The following is a 14,448-nucleotide window of genomic DNA, read 5'->3' as shown; positions in this document are numbered from 1 at the left end:
CCGACGCGGTCAAGACAGGGTCAAGATCCCTGCCGTCTCTGTTCAGGACCATTGGCCGTCCCCACCCCTCCCCCTAGCGTTGTCGAGCGTAAGCCGGTGCCGCACAGGACCAGATGGCCGCGCCGCAGACCCCCTGGACACAGATCGTGAAGAGGTACCGCCGTTCGTCTCGGCGGACGGTATGGAAGGAATCCGAACATGGCCAAGCACAACTCCCACCGCGCTCCCGGTCGGCCCGTGAACGGGGCCGCGCGCCTCGCCTACAAGGGCATCGGCGGCGCGGCGATGCTGGGCACCGTGGTCGTCGGCTCCGCCTTCGCCGCGCAGGGCGCCTCCGCCGCCCCGGCGGCCCCCGCCGCTCCCGCGGACGTCACCGCCGTGACCCCGGCCGCCCCCGTGACCCCGGTCGCGACGGCCTCCCTCTCCTCCGGCAGCACCCTGTACCAGGGCTCGCGCGGCGATCGCGTCGAGGACCTGCAGCAGCTGCTCAACGACCACGGCGCCGGCCTCGCGGTCGACGGCAAGTTCGGCCCCCGCACCCACGCCGCCGTCGTCGACTACCAGCGCGACAACGGCCTGCAGGTCGACGGCCGCGTCGGCCCCCAGACCCGCGCCTCCCTCAACGGCGGCTCCTCGGACTCCGGCTCCACCTCGAGCTCCAGCTCCTCCTCGAGCACCTCCGGCTCCTCGATCGTGAACATCGCCCGCCAGTACATCGGCGTGAACTACAGCTACGCCGGCAGCTCCCCCAGCGGCTTCGACTGCTCGGGCCTGACCAGCTACGTCTACTCCAAGGTCGGCATCGACCTGCCGCGCACCTCCAGCGCCCAGGCCGCGGGCGGCACCCGCATCTCGAAGTCCGAGGCGCGCCCCGGCGACCTCGTGGTGTGGTCCGGGCACGTGGGCATCTACGCCGGCGACAACAAGGTCGTCGACGCGGGCTCCTCCAAGGGCTCCGTCTCCGAGCGCACCATCTGGGGCAGCCCCTCCTTCGTGACCTACCGCTGATCGGTCGCCGCCCCGGCGCAGCACCGCCAGCACGACGCACAGGGCGTCCCTCCTCCAGGAGGGGCGCCCTTCGTGCGTCCCGCCCTCGGAGCCCCGTCCCCCCGCACACCGCCGGGGCGGCCGCCCATGGTGCGGCCCGCCGCGCCCCGGCCGCCCGCGCCCCGGCCGCCCGCGCTCCCGCACCCGTGCTCCCGCACCTGCGGTCTCGCGCTCCCGCGCTCCCGACCCGGCCGACCATGCAGAACGGCGCGGCGACCCGGGGGTCGCCGCGCCGTCGCGCGGAGGGTTCTCGGGGCGAGGCCCGGGAACGGCTCGAGGGATCAGGCCTCGGGGGTCTCCTCGGCCGGGGCGTCCTCGGACGCCGCAGCCGTCTTCTTGGCCGGAGCCTTCTTGGCGGGGGCCTTCTTCGCCGGAGCCTTCTTGGCGGGCGACTTCTTGGCCGGAGCCTTCTTGGCGGCCGGCTTCTCCTCGGCGACCTCGGCGGTCTCCGCCTCGGCCTCGGGGGCCTCATCGGCCGCGGGAGCCTCGGACGCGGCGTCCTCGTCCTCGGACTCCTCGGACGCGGTCGTCAGGCCGAGGTCGAGGACCTCGCCGTCGGTGTTCTTGACGGTGACGTCGGCGAGCGCGACCTCGAGGGCCTTGGAGCGCTGCACCTCGCCGAAGATCTGCTCGATCTGGCCGGACTGCGCGAGCATCTGGATGAACTGGTTGGGCTCGACGCCGTACTGCGCGGAGAGCTGGCTCAGGTAGCTCATGAGGTCGTCCTGGCCGACCTGGACCTCGCGGGTCTCGTTCAGGGCGTCGAGCACGAACTGCGCGCGGATCGCCTTGGTGGTGTCCTCGCGGATCTCCTCGCCGTGGGGATCGCCGGGCTCCTTGCCCTCGTTCTCCAGGTGGGAGTTGACCTCGTCCTCGATGAGGGACTCGGGCACCGGCACGTCGAGCTCCTCGAGGAGCTTCTCGAGCAGGGCGTTGCGGGCGAGGGAGACGCGGTTGCCCGCGGCGTCCTTCTCGGCCTGGGCGCGCAGATCGGCCTTGAGCTCGTCGATGGTGTCGAACTCGGAGGCGAGCTCGGCGAACTCGTCGTCGGCCTCGGGCAGCTCGCGGACCTTCACGGACTGGGGCGTGACGGTGACGTCGGCCTCCTCGCCCTGGTGCTCGCCGCCGGCGAGCTTCGAGACGAAGGTGGTGGTCTCGCCGGCGGAGAGGCCGATGAGCGCCTCGTCCAGGCCCTCGAGCATGTTGCCCTCGCCGATGCGGTAGGAGACGCCCTCGACGGACTCGATCTCCTCCTCGCCGATGACGGCCTTCATGTCCAGGGACACGAAGTCGCCGTCCTCGGCCGGACGGTCCACGCCCACGAGGGTGCCGAAGCGCTCGCGGAGCTGGTCGAGACGGACCTGCACGGCGTCGTCGTCGACCGCGGGCTCCTCGATCTCGACGGTGTAGTCGGTGAAATCGGGGAGGCTGATCTTGGGGCGCACGTCCTGCTCGACGACGAAGACGAGGTTGCCGTCCTCGGAGCCGTCCAGGCCGGGAACCTCGGTGACCTCGACCTCGGGGCGGCCGGCGGGCTTGATCTCGGCCTCGGCGGCGGCCTGCTGGTAGAAGGTCGGCAGCGAGTCGTTGACCGCCTCCTGCAGGATCGCCGGGCGGCCGAAGCGCTGCTCGACGACAGCGGCGGGGATCTTGCCCTTGCGGAAGCCCGGGATCTGCACCTGGCCTGCGATCTTCTTGGTGGCAGCCTCGATGGCCGGCTTCAGCTCGTCGAAGGGGACCTCGACGTTGAGCTTGACGCGGGTCGGGCTGAGCTTCTCGACAGCGGTCTTCACTGGCAAGTCTCCTGAGTGACGTTGATTGTCGGATGGTCAGTTGTCGCGAGGGGGGAGACGGGCACGCGGTCCCGGTCGCGAGTCGGGGTGACAGGATTTGAACCTGCGACTTCCCGCTCCCAAAGCGGGTGCTCTACCAAACTGAGCTACACCCCGTAGGGCAACCCACCAGAGCTTACCCGCACCGGCTCGGGGGCACGCAGGACAGTCCGCCCCGTGTGACAGGCACCATGTCCATCGGCGCCGCGCGGAGGTGCCTTCCCGCCGATGATCTGGTTGAATGGTCGCTGGCGTCCTCGCCGCGAGAAGTCCCGCCCGTGGGGCATCGACCGGTCCGAAGCGCCCGCGCGGATGTAGCTCAATGGTAGAGCCTCAGTCTTCCAAACTGATTACGCGGGTTCGATTCCCGTCATCCGCTCTGCGAACGCCCTGGTCACAGGGCGTTTTTCGCATCCAGCCCCGACTTCCAGGATGTCTTCCGTGACCTCGCAGAGCACCGCCGCCCCGCGCACCCCGTATTCCGTCGATCCGCAGATCCTCGAGGTGGTCCGCGAGGCCGCCGCGCAGGTCCGGGAGGTGAGCGGGCAGCGGATCGGCGACATGGTCGAGCGCGCCCTGCTGCGCACCCTCACCGACACCATCACCCTCGGCGAGGACGGCAGCGCCTTCGTGATCACCGGTGACATCCCGGCGATGTGGCTGCGCGACTCGACCACCCAGCTCACCCCGTACCTGCGCCTGCTGGAGGGCTGCGCGCCGCTGGCCGACCTGGTCGCCGCGGTGGTGCGCCGCCAGTTCGCGTGCCTGTCCCACGACACCTACGCGAACGCCTTCAACGACGGGCCCACCGGCGGGCACCACGAGCCGCGGGACCTGTGCACCGACCCGCACGTGTGGGAGCAGAAGTACGAGATCGACTCCCTCGCCTACCCGGTGGTCCTGGCCCATGGGATCTGGCGCGCCACGGGCCGCACCGACGTGCTCGAGGGCCCCGTGCACGAGGTGCTGGCCCGGATCGTCGCGCAGCTGCGCCGGGAGCAGCGGCACGAGGACTCCTCCTACCGCTTCGTGCGCCCCTCCCCGCTGCCCACCGAGTCCCTCACCCGCGAGGGCCGGGGCACGCCGACGGCCTTCACCGGCATGACCTGGAGCGGCTTCCGGCCCTCGGACGACGCCTGCACCTTCCACTACAACATCCCCGGCAACCTCCTGGCCGCGCAGGCGCTGCGCGGGATCGCGGAGATCGCCGAGGAGGCCCTGGCCGATGCCGCCCTGGCGGCCGATGCCCGCGCCCTCTCGCAGGAGCTGGTCGACGGCGTCGCGCAGCACGGCGTGGTCGGGGGCCCGGCCGGGGAGCGGATCTACGCCTACGAGGTCGACGGCCTGGGCGGCACGCTGCTGATGGACGACGCCAACACGCCCTCGCTGCTGGCGCTGCCCCTGTTCGCGCCCGACGTGATGGATGCACCGGTGTGGGAGGCCACGCGCCGCTTCATCCTCAGCCCGGCGAACCCGTTCTACGTCGAGGGCACCGTCGCCTCGGGCGTCGGCAGCCCGCACACCCTGCCCGGCTACGTCTGGCCGATCGCCCTGGCGATCGAGGCGCTCACCGGGGCGCCCGAGGAGCGGCCGCGCACGCTCGAGCTGATCGCCGCGACCGATGCCGGCACCGGCAACATCCACGAGTCCTTCCACGCCTCGGACCCCACGAAGTTCTCCCGCCCCTGGTTCTCGTGGGCGGACTCGATGTTCTGCGAGCTCGCGCTGCAGGTCGTCGAGGACGCGCAGGCCGCCCGCCGCTGATCCGCGCCCCGGTCGCCCGTATCGAGGGTGACCGGCCACCCTGTCCGAATCCCGCTGGTGCCGGAGGCCGCAGCGGGGTTCACTGGTGCCATGCACCCGATGACCGATGACGAACGCTACGCCGCGATCCGCAGCCGCGACACGCGGTTCGACGGCATGTTCTTCACCTGCGTCCGGTCGACGGGGATCTTCTGCCGCCCCTCCTGTCCTGCGCGCACCCCGCAGCGCACCGGGGTGGAGTTCGCGCCCTCCGCCGCGGCCGCGGTCGCGGCCGGCTATCGCGCCTGCAAGCGGTGCGGGCCGATGGCCCCGCCCGGCAGCCCCGACGACGACCCCGCCGGGAGCCTCGCCGAGCGCGCCCTGCGCCTCATCGACGAGGGGGCGCTGGACGACGGGGGCAGCGTCCCCGCCCTCGCCGCGCGCCTGGCGGTCTCGGAGCGGACCCTGCACCGCGCCCTGGTGCGCCGCACCGGCGCCGGAGCCCTGGCCCACGCCCGGATCCGACGGGCGCGCCGCGCCCACGACCTGGTCGCCGGCTCGCAGCTCCCGCTCGCGCAGATCGCCCATGCCGCGGGGTTCGGCAGCGAACGGCAGTTCCACGAGACGTTCACGCAGATCTTCGGGCACGCCCCGTCGGTGGTGCGCGAGCGCGCCGTCCCCCGGCGCCGCGGCGCCGGTCGCCCCGGGGCCGCCCCCGAGGGGGCCGGGCCGGCAGCCGCCGGCCCCGAGGACGCCGGCCATGGCGCCGACGGGAGCGCCGCCGTGCTCACCGCGCGCCTGGCGGTGCGGCGCCCCTTCGACGGCGCCGGACTCGCGGCGTGGTTCGCGGTGCGCGCCGTGCCGGGGGTCGAGGAGGTCGTCGGCACCGTCTGGACCCGCGCGGTCCGCCTGGCCCACGGCCCGGGCGTGCTCCAGGTCGACCTCGGCGCCGAGGACGGGCCGCTGACGCTGGTGCTGCGCCTGGCGGACCTGCGCGACTACTCCGCGGCCATCGGCCTGGTGCGCCGCCTGCTGGACCTGGACGCGGATCCGCACGGGATCGATGCCGGTCTCGTGGCCGCCCAGCCCGTGCTCGCCGACCTGGTGGCCCGCCGCCCGGGCCTGCGGATCCCGGGCACCCCGAGCCTGTCCGAGGCGCTGCTGTGGGCGATCGTCGGCCAGCAGATCACCACCGTGCAGGCCCGCGACCAGATCACCCGCGCCACCGACCTCCGCGAGGAGCCGCTGCCGGAGCATCTGCGCACCGGCGGCGTGCACCGCCTGCCCCTGCGCCCGCGCGAGGCCGCCGCGACGGCGGAGCAGTGGTACCGCGGCCCCGGCGCCCGGCGTGCCGCCCTCATCGGCGCGCTGCAGGCGGACCTCGATCCCGCGGCGGAGGTGAGCGCGGTGCGCGCGCAGCTCCTGGCGCTGCGCGGCGTCGGCCCGTGGACCGCGGACTACGCGCTGCTGCGCGGGGTGCGGGCGATCGATGTCGCTCCCGCCCGCGACGTCGCCCTGCTCGCCGCGGCCCGCGATCTGGGCCTGGCCGAGGACCACCCCTCCCTCACCGCGCTCCTGGACGCCGCCTCCCCCTGGCGGTCCTACGCGACCCTGCACCTGTGGCACCACCAGGCCGGGCTCCCCGCCCGGTCGCCCCGACGGAAGGACACCGCATCATGAGCCCCCACACCCACCCCGCGACGCCCGTCGCCCCCGGGACGGGCCCCGCCCGGCACCTGCGGGTCCCGACGGCCCTGGGCACCTACCTCATCGCCGCGGAGGGCGATGCCGTCACCGGCGTGTGGCGCGAAGAGCAGGCGCACTTCCCGGCGGCCCCGCGCCTGGGCTCCCCCGCGGCGCCCGAGGACGCGCTCCTGTGCCGGGCCCGCGACCAGCTGCTGGCCTACGTCGCCGGCGAGCGCGAGCGCTTCGACCTGCCCATGGCGCCCCGCGGCACCGCCTTCCAGCACCTGGTGTGGGAGCAGCTGCGCGCCATCGAGCGCGGCAGCACCACCACCTACGGCACCATCGCCCGCGCCATCGGCCGCCCGCGCGCGGCGCAGGCGGTGGGCCGGGCGGTGGGCACCAACCCGATCTCGATCATGGTGCCGTGCCATCGGGTGCTCGCCTCGGACGGATCCCTGACCGGCTATGCGGGCGGCGTGGAGACCAAGCGCGCGCTGCTGGCCCTGGAGGGCGTGCTCCCGCAGTGACGGGGCGCCCCGTCCCCGGGGCGGCGGCGCCCGCACGCGGATCCGCGGCGTGATCCTGGCCGCGACCGGCCGCTGCGGCCTCGGCCTGACCGTGCACGGCGGGCCGTGCGTGCCACCATATGGGGATGACCGCGCCCGAGCCGTTCCGCTTCCCCGTCGCCGCCCGCTACGCCGGGATGGAGTCCTCCCCGCTCAAGGACATCTTCGCGCTCGCCGCACGGCCCGATGTGGTGTCCTTCGCGGGCGGGATCCCGGATCCGGCGCTGTTCGAGCTCGAGGACGTCCGCGCCGCCTACGACTGGGTGCTCACCCATCAGGGCGCACGCTCCCTCCAGTACGGCGTGAGCGAGGGCGAGCCGGAGCTGCGCGAGCAGGCGGCCCGCCGGGTCTCGCGGCACCTGCCGACCTCGGCCGGGCAGATCCGCATCACCTCCGGCTCGCAGGAGGGGCTGTTCGTCGCCGCGCAGGCGATGCTCGAGCCCGGTGACGTCGTCCTCGTCGAATCGCCGACGTACCTCGCGGCCGTGCAGGCCTTCGCGGTGCACGGCGCGCGCATGATCGGGGTAGAGACCGACGACCACGGGGTGATCCCCGAGGCCCTGGAGCGATCGATCCGCGAGCATCACCCGAAGTTCGTCTACCTCATCCCCACCTTCCAGAACCCGACCGGCCGGACGATGGGGACGGACCGTCGCCGCGAGGTCGCCGAGGTGCTGCTGCGCACCGGCACGGCGCTCGTGGAGGACGACCCGTACGGCGAGCTCAGCTTCACCGGCACCACCTTCCCGCCGATCGCGTCCCTGCCGGGCATGTCCGAGCGGACCCTGCTCATGAACTCGATGAGCAAGCTGATGAGCCCGGGGGTCCGCATCGGCTGGATCCGCGCGGAGGGCCGCGTGCTGGACACCCTCGCCGTGGCGAAGGCTGCGATCTCCATGCAGTCCTCCGTGGTGGACCAGCTCACCGTGGCCCGGTACCTCGAGGTGTGCGACCTCGACGCGCACGTCGCGCGGGTCAGCGCCGTGTACCGCACCCGGCGCGACGCCCTGTCCGCGGCGCTGACCCCGCTGCTGCCCCCGGGCGCGCACGTCACCCTGCCCGACGGCGGCATGTTCCTGTGGGCCGCCCTGGGCGAGGGCTACGACGCCCAGGCCATGCTGGCCGACGCCGTGGCGGCCGGGGTCGCCTACCTGCCCGGCTGGTCCTTCTACGCCGACAACCCCGACCGCTCCACCATGCGGCTGAGCTTCGTGACGCACGCCCCCGAGGTGATCGGGAGCGCCGTCGCCCGGCTCGGCGAGGTCATCGCCGCCCACGGCGCCCGCTGACCCCCGCCGCGGCGCGGCGCGGCCGGCTCCGGGCCGCCGTCTCCTACTCTCGGACGATGGACCTCCGCAGCGCCGCCGACCTCGCCATCTCCCTCGCCCGCCGCGCCGGGGACCTCGCCGTCGCCGAGCGGGAGACGGCCCGCGTGCGCAGCAAGGGGGACGGGGCGGACCTGGTCACCCACGTCGACCATGCGGCAGAGCGCCTGATCGCCGCCGGCATCGCCGAGCGCTATCCCGAGCACGGGATCCTCGGCGAGGAGGAGGGCGAGCAGGGCGCGGGCGCCGATGCGCCGCTGCGCTGGCTCATCGACCCGCTGGACGGCACCAACAACTACGTGCTGGGGCTGGACGTGTACGGCGTGTGCATCACCCTGTGCGACCGGGAGGGGCCGCTGGTCGCGGTGGTGCACGACTCGCCGCGCCGCCGCACGTGCTGGGCGATCCGCGGCGAGGGCGCCTACCTGTCCGTCGGCGCATCGGGCCCGCGGCGTCTGCGCCTGGACGCGGCGGATCCCCTCGCGCACACCACGGTCTCCTTCACGCAGGGCTACGCGGTCGGCCACGACGACGCCCGCCGCAACGCGATCTTCGGGGCCCTGGAGCGCTCGGCCAAGCGGGTCCTGCGCACGTGGGCGCCGTCGGCGGACTGGGTCCTGCTGGCCACCGGCCGGCTCGGCGCGCTGCTGGCCTACCGCAACGAGATCTGGGACCTCCTGGGCGGCATCCTCATCGCCGAGGAGGCGGGGGCCGATGTCCTGCGCGATCGCACCGGCGAGCTGGTCCTGGTGGGGCACCCGGGCACGGTGCAGGAGCTGCGCGGGCTCGTCGGCCCGGACGGGCTCATCGGCCTGGACGGCTGAGACGCCCGGGGCATCAGCCGAGGTGGTGGAAGGCCCGCCAGCCGAAGACCCCGGCGGCGGCGACGTTGCGGGGCGAGTCGTCGAGGAAGGCGACCTCGGCCGGGGCGAGGCGGGCCCCGGCGAGCTCCTCGAGCCGCCGATGCGCGGCGGCGTAGGCCTCCGGCTCGGGCTTGGCGTGACCGGTCTCGTGGGAGCTGAGCAGGTGGCGGCCGTCCTCGGAGACGACATCGGCCAGCCCCAGGGCGCCCACCTCCTCGCGCACCCGGTCGGTCCCGTTGGTCAGCACCATCACCGTCGCCCCGGCGGATCGGGCCTCGCGCAGGAGGCGGCGCACCGACGGATCGACGACGGCGGGAGCATCGGCCCATCGCGCCACGGCCGCGGCGGCGGCGCCGGGCTCCGCGCCCGCCGTGCGGAGATCGTCCCGGGCCCGCTCGCGCCACTGCGCATGCGTGGCCCGGCCGCGCACCACCTCGTGCAGGACGGGGCTGCCGAGGATCGCGCCGAAGGCGGTGCCGGGCGGGGTGCCCAGGCGGGCGTCGAGCTCGTCCCACAGCTGCGGGTCGAACACGCGCAGCACCCCGTCGAGGTCGCTGACCACCGCGCGGACGGTCCCGGAGCGGAGGAGGGCGGAGATGGCGGCGAGGGAGGAGGTCACCTGTGCGAGGGTAGGCGGCGAGCCTGCACGCCGCCCGGGCGCGGCACGGCCGGCAGGGCCACCCGGTCGCGGCACGGGCCGCCAGGCGACAGCGGAAGGACATCATGGACACCACGACGGCGATCCGGACCTGGCGCAGCGCCGGCGAGAGCGGCGACCATCGGGCGGCGCTGGCCGTGCTCGCGAAGGACGTCGAGCTGATCTCCCCGATCACCGAGCGCTTCGCCTTCCGCGGCCGCGACCAGGTCGAGGTCGTGCTGGCCTCCGTGTTCTCCGTGGTCAGCGGCTTCCGCTATGTCACCGAGATCTCCGAGGGCCGCGAGACGCTGCTCATCGCGAGGGCTCGCGTGCGCGGCGTGGACCTGCAGGAGTTCCAGCATCTCGAGCTGGACGAGGACGGCCTGATCCACAGGATCACCCTGGCCATGCGCCCCCTGAGGGCGATCACGGCCCTCGCCCGCGAGCTCGGCCCGGTGCTGGCCCGCGCCGAGGGCCGCCCGGGCGGGGCCCGGCGCCTGCAGCTCGCCGGCGCCCTCCTCGACCGGATCACCGCGACCGGCGACCGGCGCCTGATCCCGCTGGCCGCCCCGGCCCCGGCCTCCTCCCCGGCTCCGGCCCCCGGCTCGCACCTGATCCCCGGCCCGCACCCGGCCTCCGCGCCGCGCCCGGCCGAGGACCTCGACGAGATCTGGGACCTGGTGGACCGCGCCGGAGCGTCGCTGGGCCGGACGCACCGTCGCGGGGATCCGCTCCCGGCCGGGAGCTTCCACCAGGTGGCCTGCGTCGTCGCAGCCCGGGCGGACGGGACCGTGCTGCTCACCCGTCGCTCCGCCGCGAAGGAGGGCTGGCCCTCGATGTGGGAGCTTCCCGGCGGCAGCGTCCTGGCCGGGGAGACGGCCGTGCAGGGCGCGCGCCGGGAGCTGTCCGAGGAGACCGGCCTGGAGGTCGGGACCGGGCAGCTGGAGCTGATCGGCCGGCACACCGAGCAGAACGCGCACGTGGACCTGTTCCTCGCCCGCGTCGCCGCGGATGCGGACGTGAGGATCGATCCGGTCGAGGTCGCCGAGGCCGCCTGGGCGAGCCCGGACCGCGTGCGCGAGCTGCTGGAGGCCGGCAAGATGGCCGGTCCGTGGACGGGGCGCCTCGCCCGGCTGTGGCCGGCGGTGCTCGCCGCCCTCCCCCGCCCGAACCGCTGACGGGGACGCGCTCAGCGTCCCTCGGCGGGCGGCGCCTCCCAGAACAGGGTCACGCGGAAGCCCTCCCGGCGACGGACCCGCGCCCCGGGGAGGATGCGGCGCGCCGTGCGGCGCAGCTCGGTGATCCCCGTGGCGGGATCCCGCACCGGCATCTGCGGGTCCCCGCCCCCGCCGCGGGCCGGACGGGGATGCTTGATCAGGCCGATCACCGGGTTGCTCAGCGCCCCGGCCACGTCCCAGGCGTGGTCCGCCGCGGTCTCGGGGCGCACCAGCGCGGCCACGAGCAGGCGCCCGCCGGGCCGCAGCAGGGCGCGCACCTGCGTCAGCGCCTCCTCCAGGTCCATGTGGTGCAGGCTCGCGACCATCGTGACGACGTCGTAGCGCTCCCGGGAGGGGTCGAGCTCGTCCAGCCGCAGCGACCGGATCCGCACCCGGCCGATGGGCGCGAAGCGCTCCGCGGCCGCGGCCGCCATCGTCGGATCCGGGTCGATCCCGTCGACCTCGGGGACGCGTCCGCGCAGCGCCGCCACGAGGTCCCCGCGCCCGCAGCCGACGTCCAGGGCGCGCTGGGCCCGGGGCGGGAGGCTGCGCAGGATCCAGCCGTGGAAGTGGTGGTTGTGGTCCCAGGGATGGCGAGCGTTCAGGGCCCCCAGGGCGCGCCCTGCCGTGCGGATCAGCGGGTTCGGGGTGGTCCGCAGGTCGAAGGGCTCCGCAGCGCCGGCGGGCGTGGTCATGGGGTGGCCTCCCTGATCCGATGGGCGAGCTCGAGCGTCAGCAGCACGAGGACGGCGAGCGCGGCGAGCACGCTCCCCCAGGGTGCCACGGTGTTCGCGAGGACGACCAGCACCGCCGCCCCGAGGGCCCGCAGCAGCGCGTCGCCCTGCCACAGCAGCATCGGGATCACCGAGGCGTCGCCCATCGCGGTGGGCATCGGCGCCGCGAGGCGCAGCGGCATCGGCCCCTTGGCGGCGTCCCGCGCACGGCCGAGGACCGTCACCGCCGTCAGCAGCAGGACCGGGAGCAGGCCTCCCGCATCGGCCCCGGCCAGGATCGCCGCCCCGCCGCCGGCGGCGCCCGCCAGCAGCAGGGCCAGCAGCGGCGCCGTCAGGTGCAGCGCGAGCTGCGCCCGCACGCCCTGGCCCAGCAGCGGCGGGGCGCCGAGCGTGGCGACCGCATGCCGGAGCCCGTCGGTGACCGCGCTCGAGGCGGCCCAGGCGAGCGCCGCGGCGGTCAGCACGCCCAGCCATCCCCGCACGCCCGGCAGCGCGGCCGAGGCGAGCAGCAGCGCGGCGGCGGCCGTGCTCGTGAGCATCCCGGTGACCAGGCGGGCGGGCGTGCGCAGCAGGGCCACGAGATCGCGGCGCAGGTAGAGCAGCACGAGGGTCAGGGGTCCGGCGGGGACCGGCTCGACGGCGCGCAGCCGCCGCCCCGCCCGCGGCGGCATCCGGAACGCTCCGCTGCCGGCCGCCAGGTCCCCGGTCAGGGCGCTGGTGGTGGCGGCGCTCCAGCGCGCGGCCTGCTCGGCGAGGACCCGTCCGTGCAGCTGGTCCAGCGCCGTCAGGCACAGCACCACCGTGGATGCGCCCGCGAGCACCAGCGCGAAGGCCCAGGCGGCGGCCTCCGGCGCCGTGGTGGCCGGGTCCAGGACCGCACCGATCCCCCAGGGGGTCGCGGTCGCCGCGGCGCAGCCGGCGGCGGCCGCGAACGCCGCCGCCAGCTGCGGGCCGCCGAGGATCCGCCGGCGCGGCCTGCCGGGCTCGGGGACGGCGGGGGCGAGGACCTCGCCGAGCATCCACGGGCCGATGACCACGAGGCCCGCGCCCAGGCAGGCGAGGGACAGCAGCAGCGCGTCCCCGGCCGAGCCGATCCCGGCGACCGCCCGGGCGCCGCCGATCACCGCCCCCGCCGTCGCGCCGGTCCCGGCGAGCAGGGCCGCGCAGCGCAGCAGCGGCCATCGCAGCGCGATGTGCCGGGGCATGGCCGAGGCGGCGATCGTCGCGGTGAAGAACGGGCTGAGCACCACCGGACCGCGCAGCCCGCCGGCGAGCGCGGCGCCCGCGCAGGCCAGCAGCCAGAGCGTCGTGAGCAGCTGCGGGGCGCGCGGTGCGGCGATCAGCGGCAGCAGCTCGGGCCCGGCCAGCGCCTGCATCACGGCGCGCGCGGGCACGTACCCGAGGATCAGCACGCTCATCACCACGAGGTAGACGAGGTAGGCCTTCTCGCCCGCGCCCCGGGTGCCGCGGCGGGCTCCCCAGGCCTCCTGCACGGCGGCCAGGGTGCTGCGGCCGTCGGCCCGCTCCCACAGGTCGGCGTGCGCGCCCGGACCCGAGGACCGGGGAGCGCTCACGCCGCGGCCTCGAGGTGCACGCGCTCCTGGGCGAGGGCGTCGACGAGGACGGGGCTGTGGCTGGCCAGCACGATCGCGGCGCCCTCCTCGCGCCGGGCGGCGAGCACATCGATCACGAGGCCGAGGCGCTCGGGGTCCAGGCGCTGCTCCGGCTCGTCCAGCAGGAGCACGTCGAAGGGGCGCGAGAGCGTCATCGCGATCCCCACCAGCTGCGCCTGCCCGCTCGAGAGCTCGTGCGGGTACCTCCGGGCCAGGGGCTCCAGCGCCAGCGACGCCAGCAGCGCCCGGCCGTGCGCCCGTGCCGCGTCCGCGCGGGCGCCCCAGGTGGCGGCGACGAACCGCAGGTTCTCCTCCACCGTGAGGTCCCGCGCCGTCTGCGGCGGGCCGATCAGCGCCGCCAGGCTGCGCCGGAAGCGCCGGTCGCGGTCATCGGGGACCCGCCCCATCACCGAGACGCTGCCGACGGTCGGCGCGACCATCCCCGCGAGCACCCGCAGGAGCGTCGTCTTCCCGGCGCCGTTGCGTCCGGTCAGCGCGAGGGCGCGGCCCGGCGCCACGCCGCCGCTGGCCCCGTCGAGCATGAGCACGTCGTCCCGCAGCACGGCGACATCGGCGAAGGACACGGCGGGGGCGGCAGGACGCGGGGGCACCCGAGGATTCCATCGGACCGCGCAGGGGCGGCGCAAGCGACCTCCGTCGGATCCTGCCCCGACGACCGGGGACGGTCAGGAGCGCGCGGACGGTTCCGTCTCGTCCCCGACCTCGCTCACGTCGACCATCCAGGACACCCCGAAGCGGTCGACGACGGCGCCGTAGTGGTCCCCCCACATCTGCTTCTCCAGCTCCGTGGTGACCGTGCCGCCCTCGGCCAGCTTCTCGAAGGCCACGGTGAGCTCCTCGAGGGCGTCGACGCCCCGGCCCATGAACGCGAGGCTCACGCTGTCGCCGTAGCGGACCGGGGCCATCCCCTCGACCTCGTCGGAGGCGAACAGCGAGAAGCGCTGGGTGATCAGCGAGGCGTGCATGATCCTGTCCGCGGCATCGGACCCCTCCGGCACGGCGCGGTAGTCGCCGAAGGTCGTGAACGTCAGCTCGCCGCCGAAGATGCTGCGATAGAACTCGAGCGCCTCACGGGCGGTGCCGGGAAAGCTGACATAGGCGTGCAGGGCGTAGGACATGGGAGTCTCCCTCCGACGGTGCGAGCGCGGCGCGCCCGGTCCACGG

The 14,448-nt window shown here is 75.1% G+C and carries 13 protein-coding genes and 2 tRNA genes; 8 read left to right on the top strand and 7 right to left on the bottom strand.

Annotated elements, in window-relative coordinates; translation table 11 throughout:
- Positions 1 to 198 precede the first annotated feature (198 nt).
- Positions 199 to 1,008, top strand: coding sequence for a C40 family peptidase (locus tag BF93_RS10095; protein WP_038372374.1), 810 nt, complete (start codon positions 199 to 201; stop codon positions 1,006 to 1,008).
- A gap of 320 nt (positions 1,009 to 1,328) precedes the next feature.
- Here the strand turns inward: BF93_RS10095 and tig are convergent, their stop codons facing one another.
- Entirely contained in the window at positions 1,329 to 2,840 is a 1,512-nt protein-coding gene (gene tig, locus BF93_RS10090; protein ID WP_038372373.1) for a trigger factor, read from the bottom strand.
- 82 nt (positions 2,841 to 2,922) lie between these two features.
- Positions 2,923 to 2,996 (bottom strand) — tRNA-Pro (locus tag BF93_RS10085).
- 191 nt (positions 2,997 to 3,187) lie between these two features.
- On the opposite strand from BF93_RS10085, the gene BF93_RS10080 reads away from it, so the two are divergent.
- The 6 genes from BF93_RS10080 to BF93_RS10055 all read left to right on the top strand — a co-directional run bounded on the left by BF93_RS10080 (position 3,188) and on the right by BF93_RS10055 (position 9,023).
- Positions 3,188 to 3,258, top strand: a tRNA-Gly gene (locus BF93_RS10080).
- A 62-nt stretch (positions 3,259 to 3,320) separates the two neighbouring features.
- The gene (locus BF93_RS10075; protein ID WP_232226312.1) at positions 3,321 to 4,643 is read left to right on the top strand and encodes a glycoside hydrolase family 125 protein; all 1,323 of its coding nucleotides are present in this window, start codon (positions 3,321 to 3,323) and stop codon (positions 4,641 to 4,643) included.
- 99 nt (positions 4,644 to 4,742) lie between these two features.
- A complete protein-coding gene (locus BF93_RS10070) occupies positions 4,743 to 6,302 on the top strand; it encodes an AlkA N-terminal domain-containing protein (protein ID WP_232226311.1) in 1,560 nt (519 codons plus the stop codon).
- Positions 6,299 to 6,835 (top strand): methylated-DNA--[protein]-cysteine S-methyltransferase, encoded by a 537-nt coding sequence (locus tag BF93_RS10065; protein ID WP_038372370.1) that lies wholly within the window; start codon positions 6,299 to 6,301, stop codon positions 6,833 to 6,835. Before BF93_RS10070 ends, BF93_RS10065 begins: the two co-directional genes overlap by 4 nt.
- A gap of 125 nt (positions 6,836 to 6,960) precedes the next feature.
- On the top strand, positions 6,961 to 8,163 hold the full coding sequence (locus BF93_RS10060) for an aminotransferase-like domain-containing protein (protein ID WP_038372369.1): 1,203 nt from the start codon (positions 6,961 to 6,963) through the stop codon (positions 8,161 to 8,163).
- A 56-nt stretch (positions 8,164 to 8,219) separates the two neighbouring features.
- The gene (locus tag BF93_RS10055) at positions 8,220 to 9,023 is read left to right on the top strand and encodes an inositol monophosphatase family protein (protein ID WP_051486819.1); all 804 of its coding nucleotides are present in this window, start codon (positions 8,220 to 8,222) and stop codon (positions 9,021 to 9,023) included.
- 13 nt (positions 9,024 to 9,036) lie between these two features.
- Here the strand turns inward: BF93_RS10055 and BF93_RS10050 are convergent, their stop codons facing one another.
- The gene (locus tag BF93_RS10050) at positions 9,037 to 9,681 is read right to left on the bottom strand and encodes an HAD-IA family hydrolase (protein WP_038372368.1); all 645 of its coding nucleotides are present in this window, start codon (positions 9,679 to 9,681) and stop codon (positions 9,037 to 9,039) included.
- A 104-nt stretch (positions 9,682 to 9,785) separates the two neighbouring features.
- On the opposite strand from BF93_RS10050, the gene BF93_RS20055 reads away from it, so the two are divergent.
- A complete protein-coding gene (locus BF93_RS20055; RefSeq protein ID WP_051486818.1) occupies positions 9,786 to 10,877 on the top strand; it encodes an NUDIX hydrolase in 1,092 nt (363 codons plus the stop codon).
- A gap of 11 nt (positions 10,878 to 10,888) precedes the next feature.
- On the opposite strand, the gene BF93_RS10040 is transcribed toward BF93_RS20055, so the two are convergent.
- The 4 genes from BF93_RS10040 to BF93_RS10025 form a co-directional block, all read right to left on the bottom strand.
- The gene (locus BF93_RS10040) at positions 10,889 to 11,611 is read right to left on the bottom strand and encodes a class I SAM-dependent methyltransferase (protein ID WP_051486817.1); all 723 of its coding nucleotides are present in this window, start codon (positions 11,609 to 11,611) and stop codon (positions 10,889 to 10,891) included.
- Complete coding sequence (locus tag BF93_RS10035; protein ID WP_051486816.1) at positions 11,608 to 13,224, bottom strand: hypothetical protein; 1,617 nt, start codon at positions 13,222 to 13,224, stop codon at positions 11,608 to 11,610. The genes BF93_RS10040 and BF93_RS10035 overlap by 4 nt, the downstream gene beginning before the upstream one ends.
- Positions 13,221 to 13,874, bottom strand: a complete 654-nt coding sequence (locus tag BF93_RS10030; protein ID WP_038372367.1) for an ABC transporter ATP-binding protein — start codon at positions 13,872 to 13,874, stop codon at positions 13,221 to 13,223. The genes BF93_RS10035 and BF93_RS10030 overlap by 4 nt, the downstream gene beginning before the upstream one ends.
- A gap of 75 nt (positions 13,875 to 13,949) precedes the next feature.
- Positions 13,950 to 14,402, bottom strand: coding sequence for a VOC family protein (locus BF93_RS10025; protein ID WP_038372366.1), 453 nt, complete (start codon positions 14,400 to 14,402; stop codon positions 13,950 to 13,952).
- Positions 14,403 to 14,448: the final 46 nt, after the last annotated feature.

Origin of the sequence: Brachybacterium phenoliresistens (genome assembly GCF_000576425.1) — a bacterium.
Taxonomy (GTDB): domain Bacteria; phylum Actinomycetota; class Actinomycetes; order Actinomycetales; family Dermabacteraceae; genus Brachybacterium; species Brachybacterium phenoliresistens.
Note: the sequence above shows the minus strand (reverse complement) of the source record. Positions and strands in the feature narration are given on the sequence as shown.

Bases quoted from the DNA above. Each gene is read 5' to 3' on its own strand.
- BF93_RS10070 (WP_232226311.1), top strand. From the start codon at position 4,743: ATGACCGATGACGAACGCTACGCCGCGATCCGCAGCCGCGACACGCGG.
- BF93_RS10060 (WP_038372369.1), top strand. From the start codon at position 6,961: ATGACCGCGCCCGAGCCGTTCCGCTTCCCCGTCGCCGCCCGCTACGCC.
- BF93_RS10065 (WP_038372370.1), top strand. From the start codon at position 6,299: ATGAGCCCCCACACCCACCCCGCGACGCCCGTCGCCCCCGGGACGGGC.
- BF93_RS10025 (WP_038372366.1), bottom strand. From the start codon at position 14,402: ATGTCCTACGCCCTGCACGCCTATGTCAGCTTTCCCGGCACCGCCCGT.
- BF93_RS10095 (WP_038372374.1), top strand. From the start codon at position 199: ATGGCCAAGCACAACTCCCACCGCGCTCCCGGTCGGCCCGTGAACGGG.
- BF93_RS20055 (WP_051486818.1), top strand. From the start codon at position 9,786: ATGGACACCACGACGGCGATCCGGACCTGGCGCAGCGCCGGCGAGAGC.
- BF93_RS10040 (WP_051486817.1), bottom strand. From the start codon at position 11,611: ATGACCACGCCCGCCGGCGCTGCGGAGCCCTTCGACCTGCGGACCACC.
- BF93_RS10055 (WP_051486819.1), top strand. From the start codon at position 8,220: ATGGACCTCCGCAGCGCCGCCGACCTCGCCATCTCCCTCGCCCGCCGC.